Annotated in this window: 21 protein-coding genes; 11 read left to right on the top strand and 10 right to left on the bottom strand. The window is 60.2% G+C overall.

The window, feature by feature from the left end:
- The first annotated feature begins 419 nt into the window (after nucleotides 1–419).
- Genes MT962_RS10930 through yjiA form a run of 3 tightly spaced genes read left to right on the top strand, consistent with a single transcriptional unit; the run spans nucleotide 420 to nucleotide 3,819 of the window.
- Nucleotides 420–2,573: a carbon starvation CstA family protein gene (locus tag MT962_RS10930; protein ID WP_247365588.1), complete on the top strand. Its 2,154-nt coding sequence runs from the start codon at nucleotides 420–422 to the stop codon at nucleotides 2,571–2,573.
- 57 nt (nucleotides 2,574–2,630) lie between these two features.
- The gene (locus MT962_RS10925; protein ID WP_024558993.1) at nucleotides 2,631–2,834 is read left to right on the top strand and encodes a YbdD/YjiX family protein; all 204 of its coding nucleotides are present in this window, start codon (nucleotides 2,631–2,633) and stop codon (nucleotides 2,832–2,834) included.
- A gap of 19 nt (nucleotides 2,835–2,853) precedes the next feature.
- Nucleotides 2,854–3,819 carry a GTPase gene (yjiA, locus tag MT962_RS10920; RefSeq protein ID WP_188723939.1) on the top strand — a complete coding sequence of 322 codons (966 nt, stop codon included), beginning with the start codon at nucleotides 2,854–2,856 and terminating at the stop codon, nucleotides 3,817–3,819.
- A gap of 143 nt (nucleotides 3,820–3,962) precedes the next feature.
- Here yjiA and MT962_RS10915 read toward each other — a convergent pair whose 3' ends face one another.
- Nucleotides 3,963–4,460, bottom strand: a complete 498-nt coding sequence (locus MT962_RS10915) for a DUF4760 domain-containing protein (RefSeq protein ID WP_024558991.1) — start codon at nucleotides 4,458–4,460, stop codon at nucleotides 3,963–3,965.
- A gap of 406 nt (nucleotides 4,461–4,866) precedes the next feature.
- Between MT962_RS10915 and MT962_RS10910 the strand changes: the two genes are divergently transcribed.
- The 8 genes from MT962_RS10910 to MT962_RS10875 all read left to right on the top strand — a co-directional run bounded on the left by MT962_RS10910 (nucleotide 4,867) and on the right by MT962_RS10875 (nucleotide 15,010).
- Nucleotides 4,867–6,423 carry a class I adenylate-forming enzyme family protein gene (locus MT962_RS10910; protein ID WP_247365587.1) on the top strand — a complete coding sequence of 519 codons (1,557 nt, stop codon included), beginning with the start codon at nucleotides 4,867–4,869 and terminating at the stop codon, nucleotides 6,421–6,423.
- A complete protein-coding gene (locus MT962_RS10905; protein ID WP_028019983.1) occupies nucleotides 6,420–8,027 on the top strand; it encodes a CoA-transferase in 1,608 nt (535 codons plus the stop codon). The genes MT962_RS10910 and MT962_RS10905 overlap by 4 nt, the downstream gene beginning before the upstream one ends.
- The gene (gene fabG, locus MT962_RS10900; protein ID WP_024558988.1) at nucleotides 8,024–8,758 is read left to right on the top strand and encodes a 3-oxoacyl-ACP reductase FabG; all 735 of its coding nucleotides are present in this window, start codon (nucleotides 8,024–8,026) and stop codon (nucleotides 8,756–8,758) included. The genes MT962_RS10905 and fabG overlap by 4 nt, the downstream gene beginning before the upstream one ends.
- A 9-nt stretch (nucleotides 8,759–8,767) precedes the next feature.
- Nucleotides 8,768–9,958: a thiolase family protein gene (locus MT962_RS10895; RefSeq protein ID WP_247365586.1), complete on the top strand. Its 1,191-nt coding sequence runs from the start codon at nucleotides 8,768–8,770 to the stop codon at nucleotides 9,956–9,958.
- A 136-nt stretch (nucleotides 9,959–10,094) separates the two neighbouring features.
- Nucleotides 10,095–11,432 (top strand): MFS transporter, encoded by a 1,338-nt coding sequence (locus tag MT962_RS10890; RefSeq protein WP_048887961.1) that lies wholly within the window; start codon nucleotides 10,095–10,097, stop codon nucleotides 11,430–11,432.
- Between the two features lie 13 nt (nucleotides 11,433–11,445).
- A complete protein-coding gene (locus MT962_RS10885; protein ID WP_024558985.1) occupies nucleotides 11,446–12,324 on the top strand; it encodes an SMP-30/gluconolactonase/LRE family protein in 879 nt (292 codons plus the stop codon).
- A gap of 93 nt (nucleotides 12,325–12,417) precedes the next feature.
- Nucleotides 12,418–13,755: an MFS transporter gene (locus MT962_RS10880; RefSeq protein WP_247365585.1), complete on the top strand. Its 1,338-nt coding sequence runs from the start codon at nucleotides 12,418–12,420 to the stop codon at nucleotides 13,753–13,755.
- 97 nt (nucleotides 13,756–13,852) lie between these two features.
- A complete protein-coding gene (locus MT962_RS10875; RefSeq protein ID WP_024558983.1) occupies nucleotides 13,853–15,010 on the top strand; it encodes a sugar diacid recognition domain-containing protein in 1,158 nt (385 codons plus the stop codon).
- A gap of 27 nt (nucleotides 15,011–15,037) precedes the next feature.
- Here the strand turns inward: MT962_RS10875 and fbpC are convergent, their stop codons facing one another.
- The 9 genes from fbpC to trmB all read right to left on the bottom strand — a co-directional run bounded on the left by fbpC (nucleotide 15,038) and on the right by trmB (nucleotide 25,119).
- Nucleotides 15,038–16,084 (bottom strand): ferric ABC transporter ATP-binding protein, encoded by a 1,047-nt coding sequence (gene fbpC, locus MT962_RS10870; RefSeq protein ID WP_024558982.1) that lies wholly within the window; start codon nucleotides 16,082–16,084, stop codon nucleotides 15,038–15,040.
- A 15-nt stretch (nucleotides 16,085–16,099) separates the two neighbouring features.
- On the bottom strand, nucleotides 16,100–18,178 hold the full coding sequence (locus MT962_RS10865) for an iron ABC transporter permease (RefSeq protein ID WP_024558981.1): 2,079 nt from the start codon (nucleotides 18,176–18,178) through the stop codon (nucleotides 16,100–16,102).
- A 59-nt stretch (nucleotides 18,179–18,237) separates the two neighbouring features.
- Nucleotides 18,238–19,269, bottom strand: a complete 1,032-nt coding sequence (locus tag MT962_RS10860) for an ABC transporter substrate-binding protein (protein ID WP_024558980.1) — start codon at nucleotides 19,267–19,269, stop codon at nucleotides 18,238–18,240.
- A 13-nt stretch (nucleotides 19,270–19,282) separates the two neighbouring features.
- A complete protein-coding gene (gene uhpC / locus MT962_RS10855) occupies nucleotides 19,283–20,611 on the bottom strand; it encodes an MFS transporter family glucose-6-phosphate receptor UhpC (protein WP_024558979.1) in 1,329 nt (442 codons plus the stop codon).
- Nucleotides 20,612–20,697: 86 nt separating this feature from the next.
- Nucleotides 20,698–22,239, bottom strand: a complete 1,542-nt coding sequence (locus MT962_RS10850) for an MASE1 domain-containing protein (protein WP_247365584.1) — start codon at nucleotides 22,237–22,239, stop codon at nucleotides 20,698–20,700.
- On the bottom strand, nucleotides 22,236–22,868 hold the full coding sequence (locus tag MT962_RS10845; RefSeq protein ID WP_024561827.1) for a response regulator transcription factor: 633 nt from the start codon (nucleotides 22,866–22,868) through the stop codon (nucleotides 22,236–22,238). The genes MT962_RS10850 and MT962_RS10845 overlap by 4 nt, the downstream gene beginning before the upstream one ends.
- A gap of 436 nt (nucleotides 22,869–23,304) precedes the next feature.
- A complete protein-coding gene (locus tag MT962_RS10840) occupies nucleotides 23,305–24,021 on the bottom strand; it encodes a DUF2884 domain-containing protein (RefSeq protein ID WP_024556921.1) in 717 nt (238 codons plus the stop codon).
- A 52-nt stretch (nucleotides 24,022–24,073) separates the two neighbouring features.
- Nucleotides 24,074–24,400, bottom strand: a complete 327-nt coding sequence (locus MT962_RS10835; RefSeq protein ID WP_024561221.1) for a YggL family protein — start codon at nucleotides 24,398–24,400, stop codon at nucleotides 24,074–24,076.
- Nucleotides 24,400–25,119: a tRNA (guanosine(46)-N7)-methyltransferase TrmB gene (gene trmB, locus MT962_RS10830; protein ID WP_247365583.1), complete on the bottom strand. Its 720-nt coding sequence runs from the start codon at nucleotides 25,117–25,119 to the stop codon at nucleotides 24,400–24,402. Before trmB ends, MT962_RS10835 begins: the two co-directional genes overlap by 1 nt.
- Nucleotides 25,120–25,198 lie beyond the last annotated feature (79 nt).

Genomic DNA, 25,198 nt, shown 5'->3' with positions numbered 1-25,198 from the left:
GAAGAGGTTCGACTGGCAGGCGGCAAACGGTGAAAATCCGCAGTGTTGTCAACGCGGTGAGCGAAGCCTTCGCGCCGCACGCGCCGCCTTTTCCTGTCGATCAGAAGAAAGCTTCGCCCCTGTCAATTTCCTAAAACGCGGCCGTAACGGCCGCTTCCGGCCCTTTACGGCGCATTTTGACGCTTTTTCGCGTGATATGAATCACATTACTTACCCCCGTTCTGCGGCTGGTTAACCGCTTGTCCGGCTATACGACCATTCAGTCTGGCTATATTGCCGCTTAAGGATTTCTTACCCCGCCATTCCGGTCGTTTTGTCATCATAGACAGCATGGCAAAAGCCTCGCTTTTTTTCTTACCTCCGGTGCGGCAACGGATTTCTGCCGTGAATGTACTTACGTCTGACAAACAGGTTCTTCCATGAACGCAAAAACACTTTTTAAGCACTTGCCCTGGCTTGTCCTGGGAATAATCGGTGCGTTCTGCCTCGCTATCGTCGCCCTGCGACGCGGCGAGAGCGTGAGCGCGCTGTGGATTGTGGTGGCTTCGGTCTCCGTTTACCTGGTGGCTTACCGCTACTACAGCCTCTATATCGCCAGCAAGGTGATGAAGCTCGACCCGACGCGCTCCACCCCTGCGGTTATTAATAACGACGGTCTGAACTACGTGCCGACCAACCGCTACGTGCTGTTCGGCCACCACTTCGCCGCTATCGCAGGCGCGGGCCCGCTGGTAGGCCCGGTGCTGGCGGCGCAGATGGGCTATCTGCCCGGCACGCTCTGGCTGCTGGCGGGCGTGGTGCTGGCAGGCGCGGTGCAGGACTTCATGGTGCTGTTCATCTCCTCCCGCCGCAACGGCGCTTCACTTGGCGAGATGATTAAAGAAGAGATGGGCCCGGTGCCCGGCACCATCGCGCTGTTCGGCTGCTTCCTCATCATGATTATTATCCTGGCGGTGCTGGCGCTGATCGTGGTGAAAGCGCTGGCGGAAAGCCCGTGGGGCGTCTTTACCGTCTGCTCAACGGTGCCGATCGCGCTGTTTATGGGTATCTACATGCGCTTCCTGCGTCCGGGTCGCGTGGGCGAAGTTTCCGTTATCGGCATCGTGCTGCTGGTCGCCTCCATCTGGTTTGGCGGCGTGATTGCCCATGACCCGTACTGGGGCCCGGCGCTGACCTTTAAAGACACCACCATCACCTATGCGCTGATAGGCTACGCGTTTATCTCCGCGCTGCTGCCGGTATGGCTTATCCTCGCGCCTCGCGACTATCTCGCGACGTTCCTGAAAATCGGCGTTATTGTCGGCCTCGCGATTGGCATCGTCATTCTGAACCCGCAGCTGAAAATGCCGGCGATGACGCCGTTTATTGACGGCACTGGCCCGCTGTGGAAAGGCGCGCTGTTCCCGTTCCTGTTTATCACCATCGCCTGCGGCGCGGTTTCCGGCTTCCATGCGCTTATCGCCTCCGGCACCACGCCGAAGCTGCTCGCCAACGAAACCGATGCGCGCTTTATCGGCTACGGCGCGATGCTGATGGAATCGTTCGTGGCGGTGATGGCGCTGGTAGCGGCATCTATCATCGAACCGGGTCTCTACTTCGCCATGAACACCCCGCCTGCGGGCCTCGGCTTCACCATGCCGAACCTGCATGAACTGGGCAGCGCCAACGGTCCGGCGATCATGGCGCAATTGCAGGACGTCACGGCCCACGCGGCGGCGACCGTCAGCTCCTGGGGCTTTGTGATTTCTCCGGAACAGATCCTGCAAACCGCGAAAGACATCGGCGAGCCTTCCGTGCTGAACCGCGCAGGCGGCGCGCCGACGCTGGCGGTAGGCATCGCGCACGTGTTCCACAAAATCATTCCGGCAGCCGACATGGGCTTCTGGTATCACTTCGGCATTCTGTTCGAAGCGCTGTTTATCCTCACCGCGCTGGACGCAGGCACCCGCTCCGGGCGCTTTATGTTCCAGGATCTGGTGGGCAACTTCGTGCCGTTCCTGAAGAAGACTGACTCGCTGGTGGCGGGCATTGTGGGCACGGCGGGCTGTGTGGGCCTGTGGGGCTACCTGCTCTACCAGGGCGTGGTGGATCCGCTGGGCGGCGTGAAGAGCCTGTGGCCGCTGTTTGGCATCTCCAACCAGATGCTCGCCTCCGTAGCGCTGATGCTCGGCACCGTGGTGCTGGTGAAGATGAAGCGTACGAGGTACGTCTGGGTGACTATGCTGCCGGCTATCTGGCTGCTTATCTGCACCACCTGGGCGCTTGGCCAGAAGCTCTTTAGCAGCAATCCGAAGATGGAAGGCTTCTTCTTCATGGCCAGCGATTACAAAGCGAAAATCCTGGCGGGTGGCGCGGAGTTGACCGCGGAGCAGATCGCCAAAATGAACCATATTATTGTTAACAACTACACCAACGCCGGGCTGAGCATTCTCTTCCTGATCGTGGTTTACAGCATCCTTTTCTATGGCATTCGCACCGCGCTGCAAGCGCTGCGCGCCGACAGGCCTGTGGCGAATGAAACGCCCTATGTGCCAGTGCCTGCCGAAGGGGTAAAAATCTCCTCAGGTCATTAATCGTGACCGTAACGCGCCCCGCCTCCTGCGGGGCGCGTGCTTTATCAGGATAACGCTATGTTTGGTCAATTAGGCGAAGCGGCAAAGTATCTGGGCCAGGCGGCCCGCATGTTGATCGGCATTCCCGACTACGATACCTATGTGCAACACATGAAACAAAACCACCCCGATAAGCCTTGCATGACGTACGATGAGTTTTTCCAGGAGCGTCAGCAGGCGCGTTACGGCGGGAGTGGCAAAGGCGGCATGCGCTGCTGCTGAAATTAACGGGAGAAAGATGATGCAACCTGTAGCGGTAACGCTGTTGACCGGCTTCCTCGGCGCGGGAAAAACCACGCTGCTGCGCCATATTCTTGAGGCCGATCACGGCCAGAAAATCGCAGTTATCGAAAACGAATTCGGCGAGGTGCCGATTGATAACGCCATCATCGGCGACCGCGCCACGCAGATTACAACCCTGAGCAACGGCTGCATCTGCTGTAGCCGTTCCAACGAGCTGGAAGACGCGCTGCTCGACCTGCTCGACAAGCGCGACAGCGGCGAAATCGACTTCGACCGGCTGGTCATTGAGTGCACCGGCATGGCGGACCCCGGCCCCATCATTCAGACTTTTTTCGCCCATGAAACGCTGTGCGAACGCTATCTGTTAGACGGCGTGCTCACGCTGGTTGACGCGGCGCACGCAGAGCAGCAGATGGACCAGTTCACCCTGGCGCAGTCGCAGATTGGCTACGCCGACCGCATTCTGCTCACCAAAACCGACGTGGCGGGGGAAAACGACGCCCTGCTCGCCCGGCTTGCGCGCATCAACGCCCGGGCGCCCATTTATACCGTGATTCATGGCGACATCGACCTCAGCCTGCTCTTTAACGTGCAGGGCTTTATGCTGGAAGAGCGCATCGTGGAGAAAACGCCGCGCTTTCGCTTTATCGCCCCGGCGCAGAACGAGGTGGAATCGATTGTGGTGAATCTGGACTATCCGCTGGCGCTGGATGCGGTCTCGCGCACCATGGAAGGGTTGCTGCTCGATTTCGCCGACCGCCTGCTGCGCTACAAGGGCATGCTGTTTATTGAAGGCGAGCCGCGCCGCCTGCTGTTTCAGGGCGTGCAGCGCCTCTACAGCGCCGACTGGGACCGCGAATGGGCGCAGGATGAACCCCGCCAGAGCACGATTGTTTTTATCGGGCTGCAACTGCCGGAAGAGCAAATTCGCGCAGCCTTCGCGGCGCTGGAGCCGAAAGGTTAACGGCGAAATAATATAATCGCGGCGGCTTGCGGGCCGCCTTTTTTATTACGCGTTTAAATAATATTCGTTGCACCGCGTTTAATTCTGTTAATAAAAAGCGCAACGCGGAAGAAGAGAATAACGACGAATGTTTAGCAGTGCGTTTAACGCGTTCTTTTTAACGGCGACTTACGCCACCGGCTCACCAGCCATTCGAACTCCTGCCAGGTGGTTTCAGAATGAATATATTCCCTTACTGCTTTAATTAATGGCTCCGCATTATTCCACGTCTCCATGACGGTGGCGTAAGAGGTTCGCTTAATCATATTTTCGTTATAAATACCTTCCCGAATGCTGACAGCGACCCGCTCATAAAAATTCAGAATGTATTGCAGCTTAAGGCGCTCCTCTCTCTCCTCAGGGGTAATAGGCGCATCCGGCGCGGGAAACACATAAGAGCGGAAAGATTTTCCAGAAGCATGTACTTTTTTCAATATATACAGCGATTCAAGGTATTCCTTATCTTTTCTGCTTTCGAAAAGAAACGCCGCCGTTTGTGTTTTCTTTGCTGTACGGACGTTATAGACAATAGTTACTGTTGCCACGATAACACCCGTAAATATAATAGCATTACTTATTGCCTGTAGTTCGACAAGATCCATAGTCATAACGTTCATCCATAAAAAGGGCGGGAGCACCCCGCCCTGAAGCAGTTATTTCATAATGTAAAAACCATCAAATTCATCAAATGCCTTTTTCATATGACCTCCTTAAATAATGAGAGAGTGACCGCTTCCCGATAATATTACGTAAACCAATTTGGCGGCGCAAAATAAATTATCACGGCCTGCGAGTCATGCCGCAATTAAATAACTGGCTTTTGCAACGTTTGCCGGCGCAGCGCGTTGCTCCTTGCCAAAAATCATGACCCTGCTCGCGCCGCATTGTGCGAAGTTACAACGATGATGTTGTTTTGTTGATTTTTTGTTGTGAATAAGCCCGCAACTTGCCCGGGCGTCCCTCCTCTAGACTGCTGTCATCGCCATTGAGCTTTGTCAGGAGAGACCCATGAGCAGCACCTCCGCCGACTTTCAGAATTTGTATGAGGCCCTGCGCCGCAGCGCGGAGCGCCGCCCGGACGCGCTGGCGCTGGCGTTTGAAAACGAGCGTTACCGCTACCGCGATTTTTATCAGCGTGTTCAGCAGACCATGGCGCAACTTGCCCACGTCTGGTCATTGCACAAAGGAGACCGCATCGTGCTCGCCTTTGGCAACCGTCCCGCCTTCTGCGAAATTTTCTTCGCCGCGATGGGCCTTGGCATTGAGGTGGTGCCCTTCAGCACCAAGCTCAAACAGGAAGAGGGCGAAGGGCTGGTGGCGCATATCGCGCCGCAGGCGGTTTTTTATGACGCTAACGGCCAGGACTGGCTTTCCCGCACCGAAGGGGCGCGCTGCGTTTCTCTCTCGCAGTGGCATGCGCTCGCGCTGCCCGCCGGGGCTTCGGCGCCAGCAGCGCGCGTAAGCCGCAACGATACCGCCGTGATAATGTTTACTTCCGGCACCACCGGCGAGCCGAAAGGCGCGGTGATCACCCACGGCAATCTGCTGTGCGCCGTAGACGCTTACGCTCACGGGCTTTCGCTTGGCGAAAATGACAGCACCGTGCTGGCGGTGCCCATTTATCACATCACCGGCCTTTCCGCCCTGCTGGCGCTGTTCGTCTATCTGGGCGCCGCCATCTGGCTCCAGCTGCGTTTTAATGCGACAGAGGTGATGAACACCGTGCGCGACCAGGGCATCACCTTTCTGCACGGTTCGCCCACGGTCTTTATTCTGCTCTGCCAGGCAGCGAAGGCGCAGAGCGAGGGGGTGCCGCAAACCTGGCCGACGCTGCGCGCCGTCGCCTGCGGCGCAGGACACCTTAACGAAGGGCTGGTGCGCGAGCTTAAAGAGCGCTTTCCCCGCACCACCATTCACCCCATCTATGGCCTGACGGAGACCACCTCCCCCGCCACCATTTTTCCGCAGGATGTCTGGGGCAGCGCCAAAAGCGGCAGCTCCGGGCAGGCGATCCCGGGGCTGGAAATCGCGGTATGCGACGATAACCAGCAACCGCTCGGCGCGGAGCAAATCGGCCACATCTGGCTTAAGGGCGATGTGGTGGTAAACGAATACTGGCAGCGCAGCGAGCGCCGCCCCGCCTGTAATCACGCGGGCTGGTTTAATACCGGCGATATCGGCTATCTCGACGCCGATGGCTACCTGTTCATTAAAGATCGCAGCAAAGACATGATTAACCGCGGCGGCGAGAAAATTTACTCCATTGAGCTGGAAAACATTCTTTCTACCTACCGCGGCGTGAAAGAGGTGGCCGTCATCCCCGCCCCCAGCCCGGTTTATGGCGAAGAGCCGGTGGCATTTATCGTCGCCGACAGCCAGCAGAGCCTGACCAGCGAGGAGATCCTGGGCTGGCTGAAGGCGAAGGTGGCCCGCTTTAAGCTGCCGGCGCGCATTATTTTCACCCGCACTCTGCCGCGCACCCACAACGGCAAAATCAGCAAGCGCCAGCTGCGCGCGCGGCTTGCTGAATACATCCCTTATTTCGCCACGGAGGAGAGAAAGTGAAAGCGACATTTATCAGCGCCGACGCCGCCGCGCGCCTGGTTAAGAACGGCGACACGGTGTGCACCGTCGGCATGACGCTCATCAGCGCGGCGGAATCGATCCTCAAAGCCATTGAAGCGCGCTTTCTGGCGGAGAATACGCCGCGCGACCTGACGCTTGTACACGCCGCAGGCCAGAGCGACCGCCAGCGCGGCAACCAGCACTTCGCCCATCCGGGGCTGGTGACGCGCATTATCGGATCCCACTGGGGCCTTGCCCCGCGCTGGATGGCGATGATCAATAACGACGAGGTGGAAGCCTGGTGCCTGCCGCAGGGCCAGATGGTGCACCTTTACAGCGCGATGGCGGCAGGGCTGCCGGGACGGCTTTCGCAGGTGGGCTTAGGCACCTTTGTTGACCCACGCATTGAAGGCGGGCGCATGAACCGCCGCACCCGCGAGCAGCCGAACCGCGTTGAGCACCATACCTTTCGCGGCGAAGAGTTTCTTTTCTACCCGGCTATTCCGCTGGATGTCGTGATTGTGCGCGGCACGCACGCTGACGAAGACGGCAACCTGACCACCGACGAAGAGGCGATGAAGCTCGAAGTGCTGCCCGCCGTGCTGGCGGCGAAGCGCTACGGCGCAACAGTGCTGGCGCAGGTGAAATACCGCGTGGCGCGCGGTTCGCTGCACCCGAAAAGCGTCACCGTGCCCGGCACATTAATTGACGCCATCGTGGTGTGCGACGAGCCGGAAACCGACCATCGCCAGACTTCCGGCTGGGCCTTCGACCCGTCGCTGTGCGGCGATATCCGCCTGCCAGTGAGCGAAAGCGCGCCGCTGCCGCTCAGCCTTCGCAAGCTGATTGGCCGCATCGCCTGCCGCTACCTGACGCCGGGCTGCGTGATTAACCTCGGCACCGGCATTCCCAACGACGTCATTGGCGCCGTTATCCACGAAGAAGGCGTCGGCGACGCTGTCACCATTACCGTGGAATCCGGCATTTACGGCGGCTTGCAGGCAGGCGGCACCGATTTCGGCATCGGGCGCAACCTCACCGCCATGATAAGCCACCAGGACCAGATGCTTTATTACAATGGCGCCGGGGTGGATATCACCTTTATGGGCGCGGGCGAAATGGACCCCAACGGCCACGTCAACGCCACCCGCCTGGGCGCATCCTGCCCCGGCGCAGGCGGGTTTATCGATATCACCCAGAACGCCCGTCACGTGGTCTTCTGCTCTTCTTTCACCGCCAAAGGCCTGGAGATCGCCTGTGAAAATGGCGAACTACGCATCGTGCAGGAAGGCGAAGTCTGCAAGTTCGTCAACGCCGTCGATCAGATCTCTTATAACGGCGAGCTGGCCCGTCAAAAAGGCCAGACGATGCACTACGTTACCGAGCGCGCGGTGTTCGAGCTGCGCCCCGAAGGGCCGGTGCTGGTGGAGATTGCGCCGGGCATCGATCTTGAGCGCGACGTGCTCGCGCAGATGGCGTTCCGCCCGCTTATCGCGTCGGATTTAACTGTGATGGACAGCGCGCTGTTTGAAGAAGCCCCCTGTGGCCTCGCCGCCGCGCTCGCCCGCCACGCCTCTTCAGACCAGCAAGGAAACGACAAATGAAACTCACCGGTAAAACCGCCATTGTGACTGGCGCCGCCCGCGGCATCGGCTTCGGCATCGCCCAGGTGCTCGCGCGCGAGGGCGCGCGGGTTGTTATCGCCGATATGGACCCGCGCGGCGAAGAGTCCGCCGCCGCCCTGCGTCAGTGGGGCAACGAGGCGCTGTTCATTACCTGCAATATCAGCGACAAAACGCAGGTGGAAGCGCTGTTCGAACAGGCCGAAGCGGCCTTCGGCCAGGTCGATATCCTGGTGAACAACGCGGGCATTAACCGCGACGCCATGCTGCACAAGCTGACGGAAGCGGACTGGGACACGGTCATCGACGTTAACCTCAAGGGCACTTTCTTCTGCATGCAGCAGGCGGCCATTCGCATGCGCGAGCGCGGTGTTGGCCGCATCATCAACATCGCGTCGGCAAGCTGGCTTGGCAACGTCGGCCAGACCAACTACGCCGCCTCGAAAGCGGGCGTGGTGGGGATGACCAAAACCGCCTGCCGGGAGCTGGCGAAAAAAGGGGTGACGGTGAACGCCATCTGCCCGGGCTTTATCGACACCGACATGACCCGCGGCGTGCCGGAAAAGGTGTGGGAGATGATGATTAACAAAATTCCGGCGGGCTTTGCGGGCGAAGCGAAAGATGTGGGCGAATGCGTGGCGTTTCTCGCCTCCGATGGCGCGCGGTACATCAACGGCGAAGTGATTAACGTCGGCGGCGGTATGGTGCTGTAAGGAGCAAAGATGAAAAACCCAAACGATATTGTGATTGTCAGCGGCGTTCGCACCGCTATCGGCGCGTTTAACGGCAGCTTCGCCCACACCCACCAACACGACCTGGGCGCGGCGGTGATTCGTGAAGCGGTCGCTCGTGCGGGCATCGCGCCCGAAGAGGTGGACGAAGTGGTGGTGGGCAACGTAGGTCAGGTGGCGGAAAGCGGCTTTATCGCCCGCGTCTGCCAGCTTCGCGCCGGGTTACCAAAAGAGACCACCGCCTATTCCGTCAACCGTCAGTGCGGCTCCGGTTTACAGGCAATCGCCGACGGCATGATGGCTATCCAGACCGGCCAGGCGAACGTGGTGGTTGCCTGCGGCACCGAGAACATGACCCAGCTCCCCTACTACCTGCGCCAGGCCCGCGACGGCTATCGCATGGGCAACGGCGTGCTGGAAGACGGCCTTATCTCCATCCTCACCTGGCCGGAAGGACCGTACCACAACGGCATGACGGCGGAAAACGTCGCTGAACGCTTCAACATCAGCCGCGACGCGATGGACGACTTCGCCTGGTCGAGCCAGCAGAAAGCGCTGAAGGCCATCGCCGAAGGCTACTTCCGCGAGCAGATTCTGGGCATTGAGGTGCCGGACGGCAAAAAAGCGACTCGCCTGTTCGATACCGACGAACACCCGCGCAACACCCCGCGCGAGAAGCTCGCCAGCCTGCGCCCGGCCTTTAAGAAAGAGGGCGTGGTGACGGCGGCGAATTCCTCCGGCATTAACGACGGCGCGGCGGCGCTGGTGCTGATGACCCGCGATCAGGCGGAAAAACGGAGCTTAACGCCGCGCATGCGCATCAAAGGCTGGGCGGTGGCGGGCTGCGGCGCGGAGATCATGGGCTTTGGCCCGGCGCCGTCCACCCGCCGTTTAATGGACAAGCTCGGCCTGGATATTCAGTCCGTCGATCTGATCGAACTGAACGAAGCCTTTGCCGCTCAGGCGCTGGCGGTGATGAACGATCTGAAGCTCGATCCGGCGCGGGTTAACGTCAACGGCGGCGCTATCGCGCTCGGCCACCCGGTGGGGGCGAGCGGGGCTATCCTGCCGGTAAAACTGATGTATGAGATGGAACGCCGCAGCGCGCGCACCGGGCTTGTGACGATGTGCATCGGCGGCGGACAAGGGATTTCGATGCTGTTTGAGCGCGAAGGCGCTTAAGAAGAACGGCCCGATGTGGGGCATCGGGCCGGGACGTCGTGCGGGTCATCGCCCCTGCGACAACGTGAGCTGACACAGCGGGATCTCGCCGATCCCGGCAAAGGTCTTTGACCGTTACAACGGGAGAATAGTAACCATGTCCGCAATAAATGAAAAGGCGACGGGGAGCGCGCAGGCGCGCATCACCCATAAAAAGATCTACCGCCACCTGCTGCCGTTACTGATCGTGGCTTACATCATCAGCTTTATCGATCGCACCAACATCGGCATGGCGAAAGCCAGCATGTCGGTGGATCTCGGCCTCTCCGCCACGGCGTTTGGCCTGGGCGCCGGGCTGTTCTTCCTGACCTATTCGGTGCTGGAGATCCCAAGCAACCTCTTTCTGGCGAAGATCGGCGCGCGGCGCTGGATAGCCCGCATCATGATTACCTGGGGGGTCATCTCCTGCGCGATGGCCTTCGTCACCGGCCCGTGGTCGTTCTACGCCATGCGCCTGCTGCTGGGCGCCGCCGAAGCAGGGCTTTATCCCGGCATTATTTACTATTTAACGCTCTGGTTTGGCCGTGAAGAGCGCGCCAAAGCCACCGGCCTGTTTCTGCTCGGCGTCTGCTTCGCCAATATTATCGGCGCGCCGCTCGGCGGCCTGCTGCTGAACATGGACGGCATCGCGGGCTGGGCGGGCTGGCAGTGGATGTTCTTTATCGAAGGCTTACCGGCGGTGGCGCTGGCGTTCGTGGTCTGGCGAGTGCTGCCCGATAAACCCGCCGACGCGAAGTGGCTTGATAAGCAGGACGTGGCGTTTATTGAAACCACCCTTGCCCGCGAAGCGCGCGAGGCGAGCCATGCGCCCTCCGCGTTCTCGCTGAAAAAAGCCCTTTCCACCCGCGTTTTCCTGCTGCTGGTGCTGATTTACTTCACTCACCAGTTCTCGGTGTACGGGCTGAGCTACTTCCTGCCGGGCATTATCGGCAGCTGGGGCAGCCTCTCCCCGCTGCAGGTGGGCCTGCTGACCGCCATTCCGTGGATTGCGGCGGCCTGCGGCGGCGTGCTGCTGCCGCGCTTCGCCCGCACGGAGAACCGCTCGCGGCGCATGCTGATGGTGGGCTACCTGGTGATGGCGGTAGGCATGGTGATTGGCGCGACGGGCGGCCCGACGCTTGCGATGCTCGGCTTCTCCATCACCGCGTTTATGTTCTTCGCCGTGCAATCCATCATCTTTAGCTGGCTGCCTTCCATCATGAGCGGCAGCCTGCTGGCGGGCAGCTTCGGCCTGCTTAACTGCCTCGGCCTGTGCGGCGGCTTCCTCGGGCCGTTTATCCTCGGCGCGTTTGAAGACCGCACCGGCTCCGCCACCTCCGGCCTGTGGTTCGCCGTGGGGCTGCTGGTGGTCGGCGCGCTGGTCGCCACGCTTATCCGCAGCCAGGTTTCCCCTTCCCTTGCCGCAGGCCCGGTGGCGCGCGGCGAAAAAGTCTGAGCAGGAGAACGTCATGCGTATTGAAGTGTTAGTCGATTTGAAAACCCGGCTTGGCGAAAGCCCGCTCTGGGACGTGGAACAGCAAAGGCTCTACTGGGTGGACAGCCAGGACGGGCGCGTTTTCTCCTGCAACGCGCAGGGCACGGCGATAAAAAGCTGGGACGTGCGGCAGAAAATCGGCTCCATGGCCTTACGCCAGAACGGCGAAGGGGCGGTGGTGGCGCTTGCGCACGGCGTGCATCTGCTTGATTTCGCCAGCGGCGAGCTGGAGTTGCTGCATAACCCGGAGGCGGATAAACCGCACAACCGCTTAAACGACGGCAAGGTGGACCGCCAGGGGCGCTTTCTGTTCGGCTCCATGGACATGCGCGAAGAGGAGCCGAGCGGCGCGCTCTACCGGCTGGACACCGACCTTACCCTGCACACGCTTGAGCGCAACATCATCTGCTCCAACGCGCCGTGCTGGAGCCCGTCCGGCGAGACGTTTTACTTCGCCGACACCTGGACGGGCGAGATCCGCGCCTGGGATTACGACACCGCCACGGGCAACCTCTCCCGCGAGCGCGTTTTCTGCAAGGTAGACCGCAGCGAAGGCGGCGCGGCGGACGGCGCGACGGTGGACAGCGAAGGCTGCCTGTGGAACGCGCTGGTCTACGCCGGCAAGCTGGTGCGCTACACGCCGGACGGCGAGGTAGACCGCATCATCGACATGCCGGTGAAGAAAGTGACCAGCGTCATGTTCGGCGGCGAAAACCTCGACGTGCTCTACGTCACCTCCATGGCGCAGCCGCCCCTGCCGCGCTTCCCGGAAGATAACCAGCTGCGCGGCAGCCTGTTTGCGATTTACGGCTTAGGCATCACCGGCGTGCCTGAGCGCCGCTTCGCCGGTTAATTGCCCTCGCCGCGAAAAACAAACCTAACACGCGGCGTTTCTCTGACCCTGACCATCAGCGGCCCGCGAAGGCGTGGCCGTGGAGATAACAACATGAGCCTCATTAACTCTTCTCCCGCGGCGGCAAAGCGCGGGAAACGGCAAGCTATACATCGTTTTTCCTGGGTATCCCTGCTGGTCTGCTGGCTGATTTGGGTACTCAACGCCTACGATCGCGAGATGATCCTGCGCTTAGGCCCGGTTATCTCTCGCGAGTTTTCGCTTTCACCCGAGCAGTGGGGCAACATTGTGGCGCTGATTATGGTGGCGCTGGCGGTGCTGGATATTCCCGGCTCCGTCTGGAGCGACCGCTACGGCTCCGGCTGGAAGCGCGCCCGCTTCCAGGTGCCGCTGGTGATAGGCTACACCGCGCTCTCGTTTATCTCCGGTATTAAAGCCATCAGCCACGGGCTGACGAGCTTCGTGCTGCTGCGCGTGGGGGTAAACCTCGGCGCGGGCTGGGGCGAGCCGGTCGGCGTGAGCAACACCGCCGAATGGTGGCCGAAAGAGAAGCGCGGCTTCGCCCTTGGCGTGCACCACACCGGCTACCCGATTGGCGCGCTGCTAAGCGGCGTGGTGGCGAGTATCGTGCTCACCACCTTTGGCGAAGGCAGCTGGCGCTACTGCTTCCTGGTGGCGCTGATTGTCGCCATTCCGCTGATGATCTTCTGGGCGAAGTACTCCACCGCCGCGCGCATCAACACGCTTTATAACCACATGGATGAGCAGGGCTTTACCCGGCCAGCGACGCAGGAGAGTAACCGCGTGCAGAAAGGCGACGGCATGAAGACCTTCGTCAAGACGCTGCGCAACCGCAATATCTCGCTGACCGCCGGCAACACGCTGCTTACCCAAATCGTCTATATGGGCATCAATGTGGTGCTGCCGCCGTACCTGTATCACGTTTCCGGACTTTCCCTGGCCGCTTCCGCCGGGCTTAGCATTATCTTTACGCTCACCGGTACGCTTGGCCAGATTATCTGGCCGTGGCTGTCGGACAGTCTGGGGCGCAAGCGCACGCTGATTTTGTGCGGCCTGTGGATGAGCATCGGCATCGCGCTCTTTTACTTCGCCACCAACATGCCGCGCCTCGTCGCCATCCAGCTCTTTTTCGGGCTGGTGGCGAACGCCGTGTGGCCGATTTACTACGCGATGGCGTCCGACTCCGCCGAAGAGAGCGCCACCTCTACCGCCAACGGCATTATCACTACCGCCATGTTTATCGGCGGCGGGATTTCGCCGCTGCTGATGGGCTGGCTGATTCAGCTTGGCGGCGGCTGGGAGAGCGCGACCGGCTACGTCTACACCTTCTTCACCATGGCGGGCTGCGCGCTGCTGGGCGTGCTGCTGCAACTGATGACGGTGGATAAAACGCCGCGCCACAGCCATTAAACAAGCATAACGCCTGCTTTACGCAGGCGCAGAAGAACTGACCCCTCGCCCCGTCCGCCTGACGGGGCGAACCTGACGATAACGGGCGGACATCAGCATGATTATTACTACAGCGCTGGCCAATGAGATTGTCTCCCGGGCGATGGCGATTATTCATCATAACGTCAACGTGATTGACCACCGCGGCCAGGTCATCGCCTCCGGCGAGCGCCACCGCCTCGGTGAACAGCATGAGATCGCCCGCGAGGTGATCCGCACCGGCAAGCGCATCAGCATCCACAACGCCGCGGAAGCGGCGCGTTTTGAGAATGTGCATCCGGGCATTAATCACCCGATCCTGGTGGACGACCAGGTGGTGATGGTGGTGGGCGTGAGCGGCGACCCGGCGGTCATCAGCCGTTATGCGGAGCTGGCTATCCTCACCGCCGAGCTGCTGGTGCGCCAGTCGCTGGAGATGCGCGAAGTGAACTGGCGCCAGCGCCTGCGCGACACGCTGTTTGCGCAGTATCTGGAGCACGGCGAGGCGCCGCAGGGCCAGGAAGCGCTCCGGCGGCTCGCCGAGCTGGGCTTCACCCTCGCCACGCCGGTGGTGCCGGTGGTGGTGATGGTGGAAGTGGCGCAGCAGCACTTAAGCGACGTGCTGGGCACGCTGCTGAGCGAGTTTTCGCAGCTTGCGGGCGTGAAAGAGGTGATCCTGCTCGGCAGCAACGAGATCCTGATTTTAGGATCGGTGAAAGAGGATCAGGAGGCGCTGCTCGACCGGATCGGCTTTATCCTCAGTAACCAGATAAGCCACTACCACATCGGCGTGGGCGTGCGGGCCGACAGTGCGCCGGATATCCGCGAGGCTATCCAGTTCGCCCGTTCGGTGATTGAGGTGGGCAGCAAGGTGCAGCCGCAGCGGCAGGTTTATTATTTCCGCGAGATGGCGATGCTCTGCCTGTTCCGGGTGCTGGAAAACAGCTACATGTTCAACTTCTTTAATAACAACGTGCGCCAGCTGCTGGAGCACGACTCCGGCGAGGCGCTGCTTGATACCCTCGACTGCTTTATCAATAACAACGCCGAAGTGGGGAAAACCTCCCAGCAGCTCGGCATTCACCGCAACACGCTGGCCTATCGCCTGGCGCAGATTAAAAAGCAGATCCAGCTCGACCCGATGGTCTTCACCGACCTCGTGCAGCTTTCGGTGTCGGTGCACTGCTACCGCCGCCAGAACCCGCGCCAGAGCGAGTGGATCGATACGCTGAGCTAAAAAAGCCGCCCCTGAGGGCGGCTTTCTTTATGCGGCATCCGCCAGCATAAACATGCCGTAGGGGTGAATTTCCAGAAAGTACGTGTCCCCAACGTCCGGCTGCAGGCGCGTGGCGTTCACCTGCAGCAGGATCGGCTTGCCCTGCCATTCCACCACCACTTCATACTGCGGTCCCATATAGGCGACGTGGCGAATCACGCAGCGCTGGCTCTCGCTGCCTTGTTCGCTAAGCGTAATCGCCTCCGGCCGCACGCCAATGGTGCCGTCGCCGGATGCGGCGAAATGCGCCGGACGCGGCAAACGGTAACCGTGAATCTCCACAAACTCCGGCGTAAAGCGCGCCGGAAAGAGGTTCGCGTCGCCCATAAAGCTCGCCATAAAGCGCGAGGCGGGCTGACGGTAGAGATCCTGCGGCGAGCCCATCTGCATAATGTGGCCCTTGTTCATCACCAGCACCGTGTCGGAGACGGCGAACGCTTCGCTCTGGTCGTGAGTGACGTAAAGCGAGGTGATGTTGAACTGCTTTTGCAGCTCGCGGATTTTATCGCGCATGCTGCGCCTGAGGTTGGCGTCGAGATTGCTGAGCGGCTCGTCAAACAGCAGCACTTTGGGCTTTAAGATAAGCGCGCGCGCCAGCGCCACGCGCTGCTGCTGGCCGCCGGAGATTTGGTCGACATAGCGGTCGGCAAAGCCATCGAGATCGACAAGCGAAAGCGCCTCATTCACCCGCGCTTTGATCTCCGCCTTCGGCGTGCCGAGCATCTTCAGGCCGTAGCCAATGTTTTCGCCAAGCGACATATGGGGAAAGAGCGCATAGGACTGAAAGACCATGCAGATATCGCGCTGCTGAATAGAACGGTGAGTCACGTCTTCGCCATCAATAAATATTTGCCCGTCGCTCGGCTTCTCAAGCCCCGCCACCAGCCGCAGCACGGTGGTTTTGCCGCAGCCGGAGGGGCCGAGCAGCGTCACCATCTGCCCTTTCGGGATAGCGAGGTTAATATTCTCAATCACGGTATTGGCGCCAAACCGTTTCGTGACGTTACGCAGTTCCACAAAATGTTGTTGTGTCATGGTTAAGCTCCGTGATTACGCCTGGTTTTTGGCTTTTGAGCGCGAGATGCGCGCCTCGCCGATAAGCCAGTCAAAAAGGAAAATAATGGCCAGCATCACCACGATAAGGATTGAGCCGTAGGCAATCGCCACGCCGTACTCGCCATCCTCCACGCGGTTTAAGATGTAGGCGGTCGCCACCCGGGTATCCGGCGTGACGAGGAAAACAATGGCGCTCACCGTGGTGATGGCGCGCACAAAGCTGTAGATCAGCGCCGAAAGAATGGCCGGGCGCAGCAGCGGCAGCAGAATATTCACAATGGTGCGATACGAGCCGGCGCGCAGGCTGAGCGACGCTTCATCCAGCGATTTGTCTATCTGCCCGAGGCCCGCAATGCCCGCGCGAATACCCACCGGCACGTTGCGCATCACCATGGAAATAATGACGATGGCGGCGGTGCCCGTGAGATAAACCGGCGCGCTGTTAAAGGCGAGGATATAAGAGACCCCGGCCACGGTGCCCGGCACGGCGAAGCAGAGCATGGTGGTGAACTCAATGGTCTTTTTGCCCCGGAACTGCTGGCGCACCACCACCCAGGCGATAAGCAGGCCGAACACGGCGGTGATCGGCGCGGCGATGCCTGCGTAAAGCAGCGTGTCGAGCAGCGAAGGCCACGCCCCGTCGTCCATTCCCTGGCCGAACAGCTTGATGAAGTTATCAAGCGTCAGGGTGTAATCCACGCCCCAGTTCACCGTAAAGCTGCCGTAGAAAATGCTGCCGTAAAGCAGCGCGTTGAAGGCGACCCACACCGCCAGCAGCGCCACCACGCTCCACACCAGCGTCGCCGGCAGCGGCTGCACGTCGCCGCGATAAGACTTGCCGGAAACGGTCACATAGGAGCGTTTGCCGATCCACATGTACTGCACGCAGAACACCAGCAGCGAGAAAAGCAGTAAAAAGACGCCCAGCGTGCTCGCCGCCTGGTAATCAAGCTGTGAACCGGTGATGTAGAAGTAAATCTGCGTCGCCAGCACATCAAAGTTGCCGCCGAGCACTAATGGGTTGCTGAAGTCCGCCAGCGACTGCACCACCACAATCAGGAAGGCGTTGGCGAGCGCGGGTTTCAGCAGCGGCACAAAGACGCCGTTGAAGGTCTGCCAGCGGCTGGCGCGCAGGGTATAAGAGGCCTCTTCCAGCGACGGATGAATGGTTTTGATCGCCCCGTCCAGGATCATAAAAGCCATCGGCGTGAAGGCGAGCACCTGCGCCAGCCAGATGCCGGTAAAGCCATAGAGCCAGTTCGTGTTGGTCAGCCCAAACCACTCCACCATAAACTCGGTGACGTAGCCGGAGCGCCCCATCATCAGCGTTACACCAAGCCCCACCACAAAAGGCGGCGTTACGATTGGCAAAATGGAGAAGATGCGCCCGATAACGGCGCTGCGCTTAGCGATGCGGGTGGTGTAAATCGCCAGCACAAGGCCAAAAAAGGTGCAGCCCACGCCCACCGCCACGGAAAGCGCAATAGAGTTAATAATCACCTGCACGATATGCGCCTGCCCCAGCACCGCCGTGAAGGCGAGCGGCGCGAATTCGCCCGCGTCGTTGGTGAACATAGGGATAAACATCGCCACGCTCGGCCAGACGATAAAGACGCCGATAAGCGCGACGATGGCGATAAGCGAGCCAATCACAAACCGGTCGCCGCCAAGCCACTCCAGGCGCGAGAGCGCAAGCGTCATGATGGCGCCGAGCGCGATAAACAGCACGATGGCGGCATAGCCCATGCCGCGCCCGGCAAGCGTTGCGCTTACCACGACAAAAGCCATGCAGAAGAGCGCCCATCCGGCGTCGAAGGCGTGGCGCTGGCGCTGCTCGCGGGCGGGCGCGTGAAAGGGGCGCAGCAACAGCAGCGACGGCAGTAAATACCAGAGCAGGCTGATATTGAGCTGCGACCAGCCGTAGGCGTCGAGGATCTCCTCGCTCGTGGCTTCAAACAGCCCGTAATCCAGGCTCCAGCTCGGCAGCAGCGCGAACGCCAGCCAGCCGATCGCCACCCAGACGAAAATCGCCTCCCGCTTGTGGGCGGGACGCAGAAGCAGTGTTTCAGACATAAGCGCCTCATGGGGCAAAGGGGGAAAAACGGCGGGTGAACGGCGTCACCCGCAGGCGGTTATTTACCCATTTTCACGTCGTTGACCCACTTGTTGATGAGCGCTTTGCGCACGTCAGTGGAGCCGTATTTATCCATGTCGTAATTAATGAGCTTGAGGTCGTCGAGCTTGAGCGACAGCGGCGAGGTTTCCGCCGTGGTGTTGGTCAGGATCTGGTACGATTTGCCCTTCTTCCAGGCGAGCTCCTGCGCCTCTTTAGAGAGCACCCAGTCCACGAACAGCTTCGCGTTATCCATGTTGCGCGCGCCCTTCAGCACGCTGACGCCGCCGATTTCATAGCCGGTGCCTTCGCACGGGGAGATAAGCTCCAGCGGCGCGCCCTGCTCTTTTTCCAGCGAGTAATCATGCAAAAAGCCGATGCCGATGGCGGTTTCGCCGCGCGCCGCGTTACGCGCCGGGGCGATGCCGGACTTGGTGTACTGGGAAACGTTGCCGTTAAGCTGCTTTAAGTACTCAAACGCCTGGTCTTCGCCCCAGAGCTGTACGAAGGTCGCGAGCGCGGTGTAGGCGGTGCCGGAGCTTTGCGGGTCCGCAATCTGGATTTCGCCTTTGTATTCCGGCTTCGTCAGGTCTTTCCAGCATTTCGGCACCGGCAGGTTTTTCTCTTTCAGCCGCTGGGTGTTAACGCCAAAGCCAAGAATGCCGACATAGACCGCCGAGGAGTAGTTGCCCTTTACCTTCGCCGGGTCGCGGAATTTCTCCATGATCTGGCTAAGATTGGCGGACTGATAAGGCGCCAGCAGGCCCATCTCGCCCGCCTGCGACTGCGGGTCGAGCGTGCCGCCGTACCAGACGTCCGCCTGCGGGTTTTTCTTCTCGGCGTCCACTTTGGCGAGCGTGCTGCCGGAGCCGTTGCGGATAAACGAGGTTTTCACATCATACTTGTCGCCGAACGCTTTGGTTTCCGCTTCGCACATTTCGTTCGTGGCGCTGCAGTACACCACCAGGCGGCCTTTCGCCTGCGCCGCGCCGCTGAAGGACGCAAGGGCAACCCCGGCGGCGACCAGAGCGGAGAGGGCTGTCATTTTCATGTTGTTATCCTTATCAGAGGTGAGGTGGCGGAGCAGGACCGGCATCGGTCCGCTCCTGTGCGCTGACGCCCGCCATAAAGAGCGGCATCAGCAATAAACCCATCAGCATGGCGGCGATAAACAGCGTCGCGAACATCCCCGGCCAGCCGTAATGCTCAATCAGTTTTGAGAGCGGCCAGCCGGCGAGCGCGGCGCCCAGGTAGGCAAAGAGCCCAAGAAAGCCGGTTATCGACCCCGCCGCGCCTTTGTGACCGCACTCAACGGCCGCGAGGCCAATCAGCATCTGCGGACCGAAGACAAAAAAGCCGATGGCGAAAAACGAGACCGCCAGCAGCGCGTAGTGGTGCACGGGCGAAAGCCACAGCGCCGCCACCGCCACAATAAGGCCGAGCGTGAAGAGCAAAATCATCGGCGCCCGCTGGCCGCTGAAGAGCAGGTCTGAACCCCAACCGGCGAACAGCGCGCCGAGCAGCCCGCCCACTTCAAACAGCATTACCGTGGCGTTGGCGTTCAGCAGATTCACGCCGTGGCTCTCCGCAAGCCACAGGTTGCCCCAGTCATTCAGGGCGATGCGAATCAGATAAACCAGCACATACGACCCGCCGAGCAGCCAGATCATCGGGTTTTGCAGCACGGTGCTGCGCAGCATCTGCCAGAGCGTCATCGGTGGGCTTTGTTGTTCTTGTCGCAGCTCCAGCGGGTCGTGCCGCCATTCGCCCACCGTGGGCAGCCCCTCCTCCTGCGGCGTGCCGCGCAACCGCCCGCACAGCCACAGCCCAAGCAGCGCGCTGATTATCCCTGGTGTCAGCATCGCCGCCTGCCAGCCCCACGCGTGGGCGGCCAGGGCGCAAATCAGCGGGATTATCGCCCCGCCGATATTGATAGAGGTGTTCCAGCAGCCCCACCAGAAACCGCGTTCGTTGCGCGAATACCAGTGGGTCAGCAGCCGGGCGCAGGGCGGCCAGCCCCAGCCCTGGAAAAAGCCATTCAACGTCCAGATAACCAGCAGCAGCGGCAGGCTGTCGCCCAGCGCAAACAGCATGTTCAGCACGCCGGTCATCAGCAGCCCAACGCCCATAAAGGCGCGGCTGCCATGGCTGTCGTGCCAGAGCCCGGCGGCGAACTTCGAGGCGCCGTAGCTTAAATAGAACAGCGAGCCGAGCAGGCCGATATCGCTCTTGCTTAAGCCGAGGTCGAGCTGCAACGCGGGCAGAACAAAATTGACGCTTTTGCGCGTCAGGTAAAACGCGGCATAACCCATCACCATTGAGAACAGCAGGCGCGGGCGCAGCGCGCGGTAGCGACGGTCGATATCGGCGCGGGACAGACCTTGCTGGCTCATGATTTCCTCCGGCTTGAGCTGACTATAAAAAAGGGGACGGCAAAGGGGATGAGACTCGTTCCAGGAGCACTAAGACTTTTTCCTGGTCAGGGGCGGTTTTGTGACAAAAGTGTGGGCAGGTTAACAATAACGCGCGTACCACGTCGGTTTTCCAGCAGCAGCTCGCCGCCGAGCGCCTGCACCCGCTCGCTCATGCCCTGAATGCCGAAGCCTGGCCGGTGAGCGAGACTGATGCCGTCGCCGTTGTCGTGCACTTCAAGGCGCAGCCAGCCGCCCTGCTCGCTAAGCGTAATCACGACTTCGCTGGCGTTGGCATGCTTGCACACGTTGTTGAGCAGCTCCTGCACCAGCCGGTAGAGGGTGAAAACCACCGTTTCGTTGCCGGGCGGCGCGCTGAGACGGTAATCAAAACGGCAGGCGATGCCGCGCGCTTCGAAGGCGAACTCGTTAACCAGATGGCGCAACGCCTCGTCCAGCCCCATCTCATCAAGCACCGGCGGGCGCAGCTGGCGTAAAAGCTGGCGGGTAGAGTGGTGAATGCGGCGCGAAAGCGCGGTTATCTCCTCCGCCGCCTGCAGCGCCACGGGGCGATCGCTTGCCCGCTTCACCAGCTGCGACTGGATCTGAATGGCGGTAATGTTCTGACCGATTTCGTCATGCAGCTCACGGGCGAGGTTTTTACGCGTGTCCTCTTCGGCGTGGATAAGCTGTTCAGTGAGCTGGCGGCGCGCCTGAAGCTCCACTTCGAGGCGCTGGCGGTAGCGGTGCAGGTTGCTGGCGAGATGCTGCTGGCGGCTGATGGCGATGCCAAGCCCGATGCCGAGCAGCGCCTGGGTAGAGAGAAAAATCTCCAGCTCCAGCACGTTGCTAAAACCGCTGCCGAACTGGCGCGCGGCGGCAATCATCATGCTGCCGAGCAGCGCCGCCAGCACCCCGCCCTGCCAGCCGAATTTCCACGCCATCACCACGTTTGGCAAAAACACCACAATCAGCAGCAGCCGTTCGATTTCCGGCGACAGCACCATTTGCGTGCCGATGCCGATGATAAAAAAGAGGCTGCACCAGAGAATAAGCGAAGTGCGCAGCGGCGGGTTGCTGGCATCCAGCCCCAGCAGATGATAGCGGTGCTGCTGGCGCAGATAGTCATAAATCAGGTAAACGAAAGGGGTCAGCAACACGCCGCCGGTAAACGAAGCGAGCAGAATATAGCTGGCCCTGCTCTCCACCAGCCACGTCAAGGCCAGCGTCGTTAACAGCGAATTGACAATCACGGCGGCGAGCAGCAGCGAAAGGCGCTGCCAGTAGAGCGGGAAACGGTGCCAGTAACGCTGCGCGCCCAGCGCAGGCAACAGGCTGATAAAAGGCGCGAAGAGTATCGGCCAGCCTGAGAGCAGCCCGGCATGCCACAGCCAGAGCGTTATGGCGCATTGCGGCAAAAGCAGCGTGAGCCAGTAGCGCCGGGCCAGCAAAATCAGCAGCGCCAGCAGCACTCCCTGCGGCAGCAGCAGCGCCGCCTGTTCGCCGTTATGGGTCAGGTAGTGGCTGATTGTCCAGAGCATCAGCCAGCCCGGTCCCCAGGCGAAGAGGATAAACAGCGACAGCACCCCGTAGCGCAGCGAGCTTGTCATCCGTGTCCCGTCAGCAGTTGATTTTCCAGCGCGAAGTGCACCAGCTCAATGGTCGTGGCGCATTGCAGCTTGCCCAGTACGTTGGCGCGGTGCACGTGCACGGTTTTATGGCTTAAGTCGAGCTGCGCGGCGATGGCTTTCACGCTTTCGCCCTTCACCAACAGGTCAAAAATCTCGCGCTCGCGGGGGGTTAACACCTCAAGGACCTTAGCTGGCTGCGCCCCGCCCCGCAGGGCGCGCAGGGCGTCAGCGCACAGGTAGTGCCCGCCCATGCCTACGGAGCGCACCGCCTGCACCAGCTCCTCTGGCCCGCAGCTTTTGGTGAGATAGCCGCTTGCGCCCGCGTCCAGCGCGCTTTGCACAAAAGCGGGGGTATCGTAGATGCTGAGAATAATAGCGCGAAAGCCAGGCCGCCGGGCGCGCAGGCGCTTAAGCAGGCTAAGCCCGTTTTCATCCGGCATCGCCACGTCCAGCACGGCGACATCCACCGGCTGGCGCGACAGCATCGGCCAGGCTTCTGCGGCGCTGCTGTACTGCCCCTGCACCTGGATATCCGTTTCCAGACTTAACAGCTGGGCAAATCCCGAGCGCACCACCACATGGTCATCGACCAGTACCACACCAATCATCGTCGTCACTCGTGAAAAAAGATGACGTCATGATGCTTGTGAATCATTGTCTGGCAATCATATTGTTGACGTTATGTAACAGGCGTAGCAAAAAAGCGCGAAGGGGCGATGATGAAGGCTTACACAGGCATGAGTCAATAACACGGCGCGGGATAACGTTGAGGGTTGGCGAGGCGGATTTACGCTCCCGTAAACGTCGCTACTCCCCGAACGTCTGCGCCCACAGCACCACGACATTAATCAGAACGAGAAGCGCTAAAAACAGGCACAGGGCGCGACCGGCGGTGAGAAAACCCTTCATATCCCTTCCCTTATGAGAATGACGTTATGCCTTCATGCTGGTGAAGAAATGTCAGGCAAAGTGGGAGAGAGTAAGGGGCTGTGTAACAGGCTGTTTCGTAACGGGGAAACGCGGGGGCGAAACGCCCCCTGAAGATTATTTCAGGCTGCCGACCAGCGCCTGGCGCTGCTCTTCAAGCTGGATAGTACGGTTGCAGACATCGCGGCCGAACTGCTGGAAATCCGCTTCCTGATTTTTCCATTCGTTTTGAATGGCGGTTTGCAGACCGCCCAGGCTTCCCAGCACGCCCTGCAGCGGGTTGCCGCCGCCCTTGATGACCGCTTTAGCGCCCATCTCGTTGATGCTGTCCTGCAGAATGCCGCCCATCGCCTGGTTCACCAGTTGCTGGCCGTCGGCGCGCACCTGATCGATGGCTTTATAGTGGAAGGTCAGACCGTCGGCGCGATGCTCAATGATGCGGTTCATCTGCGTTTTAAGCTGCTTATCAAGTTGCGTCAGGCGGTTGCGCATGTTGCTGCTCTCGCCCACCTGCTCGGTGATGATTTTATCGAGCGCCACGCGCCCTTTTTCCACTCGCGAGCGCGCGCCGTCATCAATCCACGGCAGCGTGGCGCGCAGCTGTTTCTGGTAGTCGAGCGCCTGCTGGCGCTGGGCGACATTCAGGCTTTGCGTTTTGCCGTTGAAGGTTACGCTGCCGTCGGGGCCGATAAGCAGGTCGCCGTTTTCCCCCACCACCTGGACGGTCTGGGGTTTTAGCACCACGTCGTCGCGCGGCGTGACGCTGCACTGGTAGTCCGCGTGGGCCTGCGCTGCGGTAATCAGCAACGCCCCCAGCAGGGCTTTACGCATCATAGTGACTCCTGTAAGACAAAACGGGCCGGTTAAACCGACCCGTTACACGGCATTAATCCCACCACACGTCGAAAAGGTCGCTTAAGCGGATCTCTTCAAGCTTTTTCTCTTCAAGCCAGTTACGCACGATAGCCTGATCTTCTTCGGTGCATTTGCCAATCTGCTCTTTGCAGACCAGCCCTTCCCAGGAGAGGTAACCGCTGCCGTCGAAGGCAAGGCCGTTGGGCGCAATCACTTCGTTGATGAAATCATCAACGGTTTTATCAATCTGCTCTTCCGTGGTGCCTTGCGGGAAACGCCAGGCGACCGAAAATCCCAGCTCCTGGAATTCGTCGATGTGCATCTTTTTACGCAAGCGGCGGCTGCGGTGCTTTGCCATTATTTCACCCTCTCGAACATTAAGTCCCATACGCCGTGGCCAAGACGATGGCCACGCTGTTCAAATTTGGTCACCGGGCGCGAAGCCGGGCGCGGTACATAGTCGTTACTCGCGGAAAGGTTTTTATAACCCTCCAGAGAAGACATCACTTCGAGCATATGTTCCGCATAAGGTTCCCAGTCGGTCGCCATGTGGAAGACGCCGCCGAGCTTGAGCTTGCTTTTCACCAGCTCCGCAAACGGCGCCTGAACGATACGGCGTTTATTATGGCGCGCTTTGTGCCATGGGTCAGGGAAAAAGAGCTGCACCATGGCGAGAGAATTGTCAGGAATCATTTTGTGCAGCACTTCCACCGCGTCGTGACACATCACGCGCAGGTTCTCCACGCCCTCTTCGTGGGCGGAGCTCAGGCAGGCGCCAACGCCCGGCGAATGCACTTCAATGCCGAGGAAATTTTGCTGCGGATTGCTTTTCGCCATCTCCACAAGCGAGGCGCCCATGCCGAAGCCAATCTCCAGCGTTACCGGCGCTTCGCGGCCGAACAGCGCGGCGAAGTCGAGCGGTTCATCGCTGAACTCAACGCCCATCACCGGCCAGTAGTGGTCCAGCGCGTGCTGCTGCCCTTTGGTCAGGCGTCCCTGGCGGCGGACAAAGCTGCGAATCCGGCGCAGCGGGCGGCCGTTTTCATCAAATTCCGGTGAAATGACGTCGTTATTCATGGCGATTCATCTGTCTGAGTTAGTGTTCGGAAAACGGGCATTATCCAAAGATAGGGGTTCGATGCAAGCGCCGGAAAGT

The sequence above is a fragment of the Franconibacter sp. IITDAS19 genome (assembly GCF_023079515.1).
GTDB classification, from domain to species: domain Bacteria; phylum Pseudomonadota; class Gammaproteobacteria; order Enterobacterales; family Enterobacteriaceae; genus Franconibacter; species Franconibacter pulveris.
The sequence above is the reverse complement of the archived record's forward strand: the minus strand, read 5'-3'. Positions and strand labels throughout refer to the sequence as shown.

Bases quoted from the DNA above. Each gene is read 5' to 3' on its own strand.
- MT962_RS10850 (WP_247365584.1), bottom strand. From the start codon at position 22,239: ATGACAAGCTCGCTGCGCTACGGGGTGCTGTCGCTGTTTATCCTCTTC.
- MT962_RS10865 (WP_024558981.1), bottom strand. From the start codon at position 18,178: ATGTCTGAAACACTGCTTCTGCGTCCCGCCCACAAGCGGGAGGCGATT.
- MT962_RS10835 (WP_024561221.1), bottom strand. From the start codon at position 24,400: ATGGCAAAGCACCGCAGCCGCCGCTTGCGTAAAAAGATGCACATCGAC.
- yjiA (WP_188723939.1), top strand. From the start codon at position 2,854: ATGCAACCTGTAGCGGTAACGCTGTTGACCGGCTTCCTCGGCGCGGGA.
- MT962_RS10875 (WP_024558983.1), top strand. From the start codon at position 13,853: ATGATTATTACTACAGCGCTGGCCAATGAGATTGTCTCCCGGGCGATG.
- MT962_RS10840 (WP_024556921.1), bottom strand. From the start codon at position 24,021: ATGATGCGTAAAGCCCTGCTGGGGGCGTTGCTGATTACCGCAGCGCAG.
- MT962_RS10910 (WP_247365587.1), top strand. From the start codon at position 4,867: ATGAGCAGCACCTCCGCCGACTTTCAGAATTTGTATGAGGCCCTGCGC.
- MT962_RS10925 (WP_024558993.1), top strand. From the start codon at position 2,631: ATGTTTGGTCAATTAGGCGAAGCGGCAAAGTATCTGGGCCAGGCGGCC.
- uhpC (WP_024558979.1), bottom strand. From the start codon at position 20,611: ATGAGCCAGCAAGGTCTGTCCCGCGCCGATATCGACCGTCGCTACCGC.
- MT962_RS10895 (WP_247365586.1), top strand. From the start codon at position 8,768: ATGAAAAACCCAAACGATATTGTGATTGTCAGCGGCGTTCGCACCGCT.
- MT962_RS10930 (WP_247365588.1), top strand. From the start codon at position 420: ATGAACGCAAAAACACTTTTTAAGCACTTGCCCTGGCTTGTCCTGGGA.
- MT962_RS10890 (WP_048887961.1), top strand. From the start codon at position 10,095: ATGTCCGCAATAAATGAAAAGGCGACGGGGAGCGCGCAGGCGCGCATC.
- trmB (WP_247365583.1), bottom strand. From the start codon at position 25,119: ATGAATAACGACGTCATTTCACCGGAATTTGATGAAAACGGCCGCCCG.
- MT962_RS10845 (WP_024561827.1), bottom strand. From the start codon at position 22,868: ATGATTGGTGTGGTACTGGTCGATGACCATGTGGTGGTGCGCTCGGGA.
- MT962_RS10860 (WP_024558980.1), bottom strand. From the start codon at position 19,269: ATGAAAATGACAGCCCTCTCCGCTCTGGTCGCCGCCGGGGTTGCCCTT.
- MT962_RS10885 (WP_024558985.1), top strand. From the start codon at position 11,446: ATGCGTATTGAAGTGTTAGTCGATTTGAAAACCCGGCTTGGCGAAAGC.
- fabG (WP_024558988.1), top strand. From the start codon at position 8,024: ATGAAACTCACCGGTAAAACCGCCATTGTGACTGGCGCCGCCCGCGGC.
- MT962_RS10880 (WP_247365585.1), top strand. From the start codon at position 12,418: ATGAGCCTCATTAACTCTTCTCCCGCGGCGGCAAAGCGCGGGAAACGG.
- MT962_RS10915 (WP_024558991.1), bottom strand. From the start codon at position 4,460: ATGGATCTTGTCGAACTACAGGCAATAAGTAATGCTATTATATTTACG.
- fbpC (WP_024558982.1), bottom strand. From the start codon at position 16,084: ATGACACAACAACATTTTGTGGAACTGCGTAACGTCACGAAACGGTTT.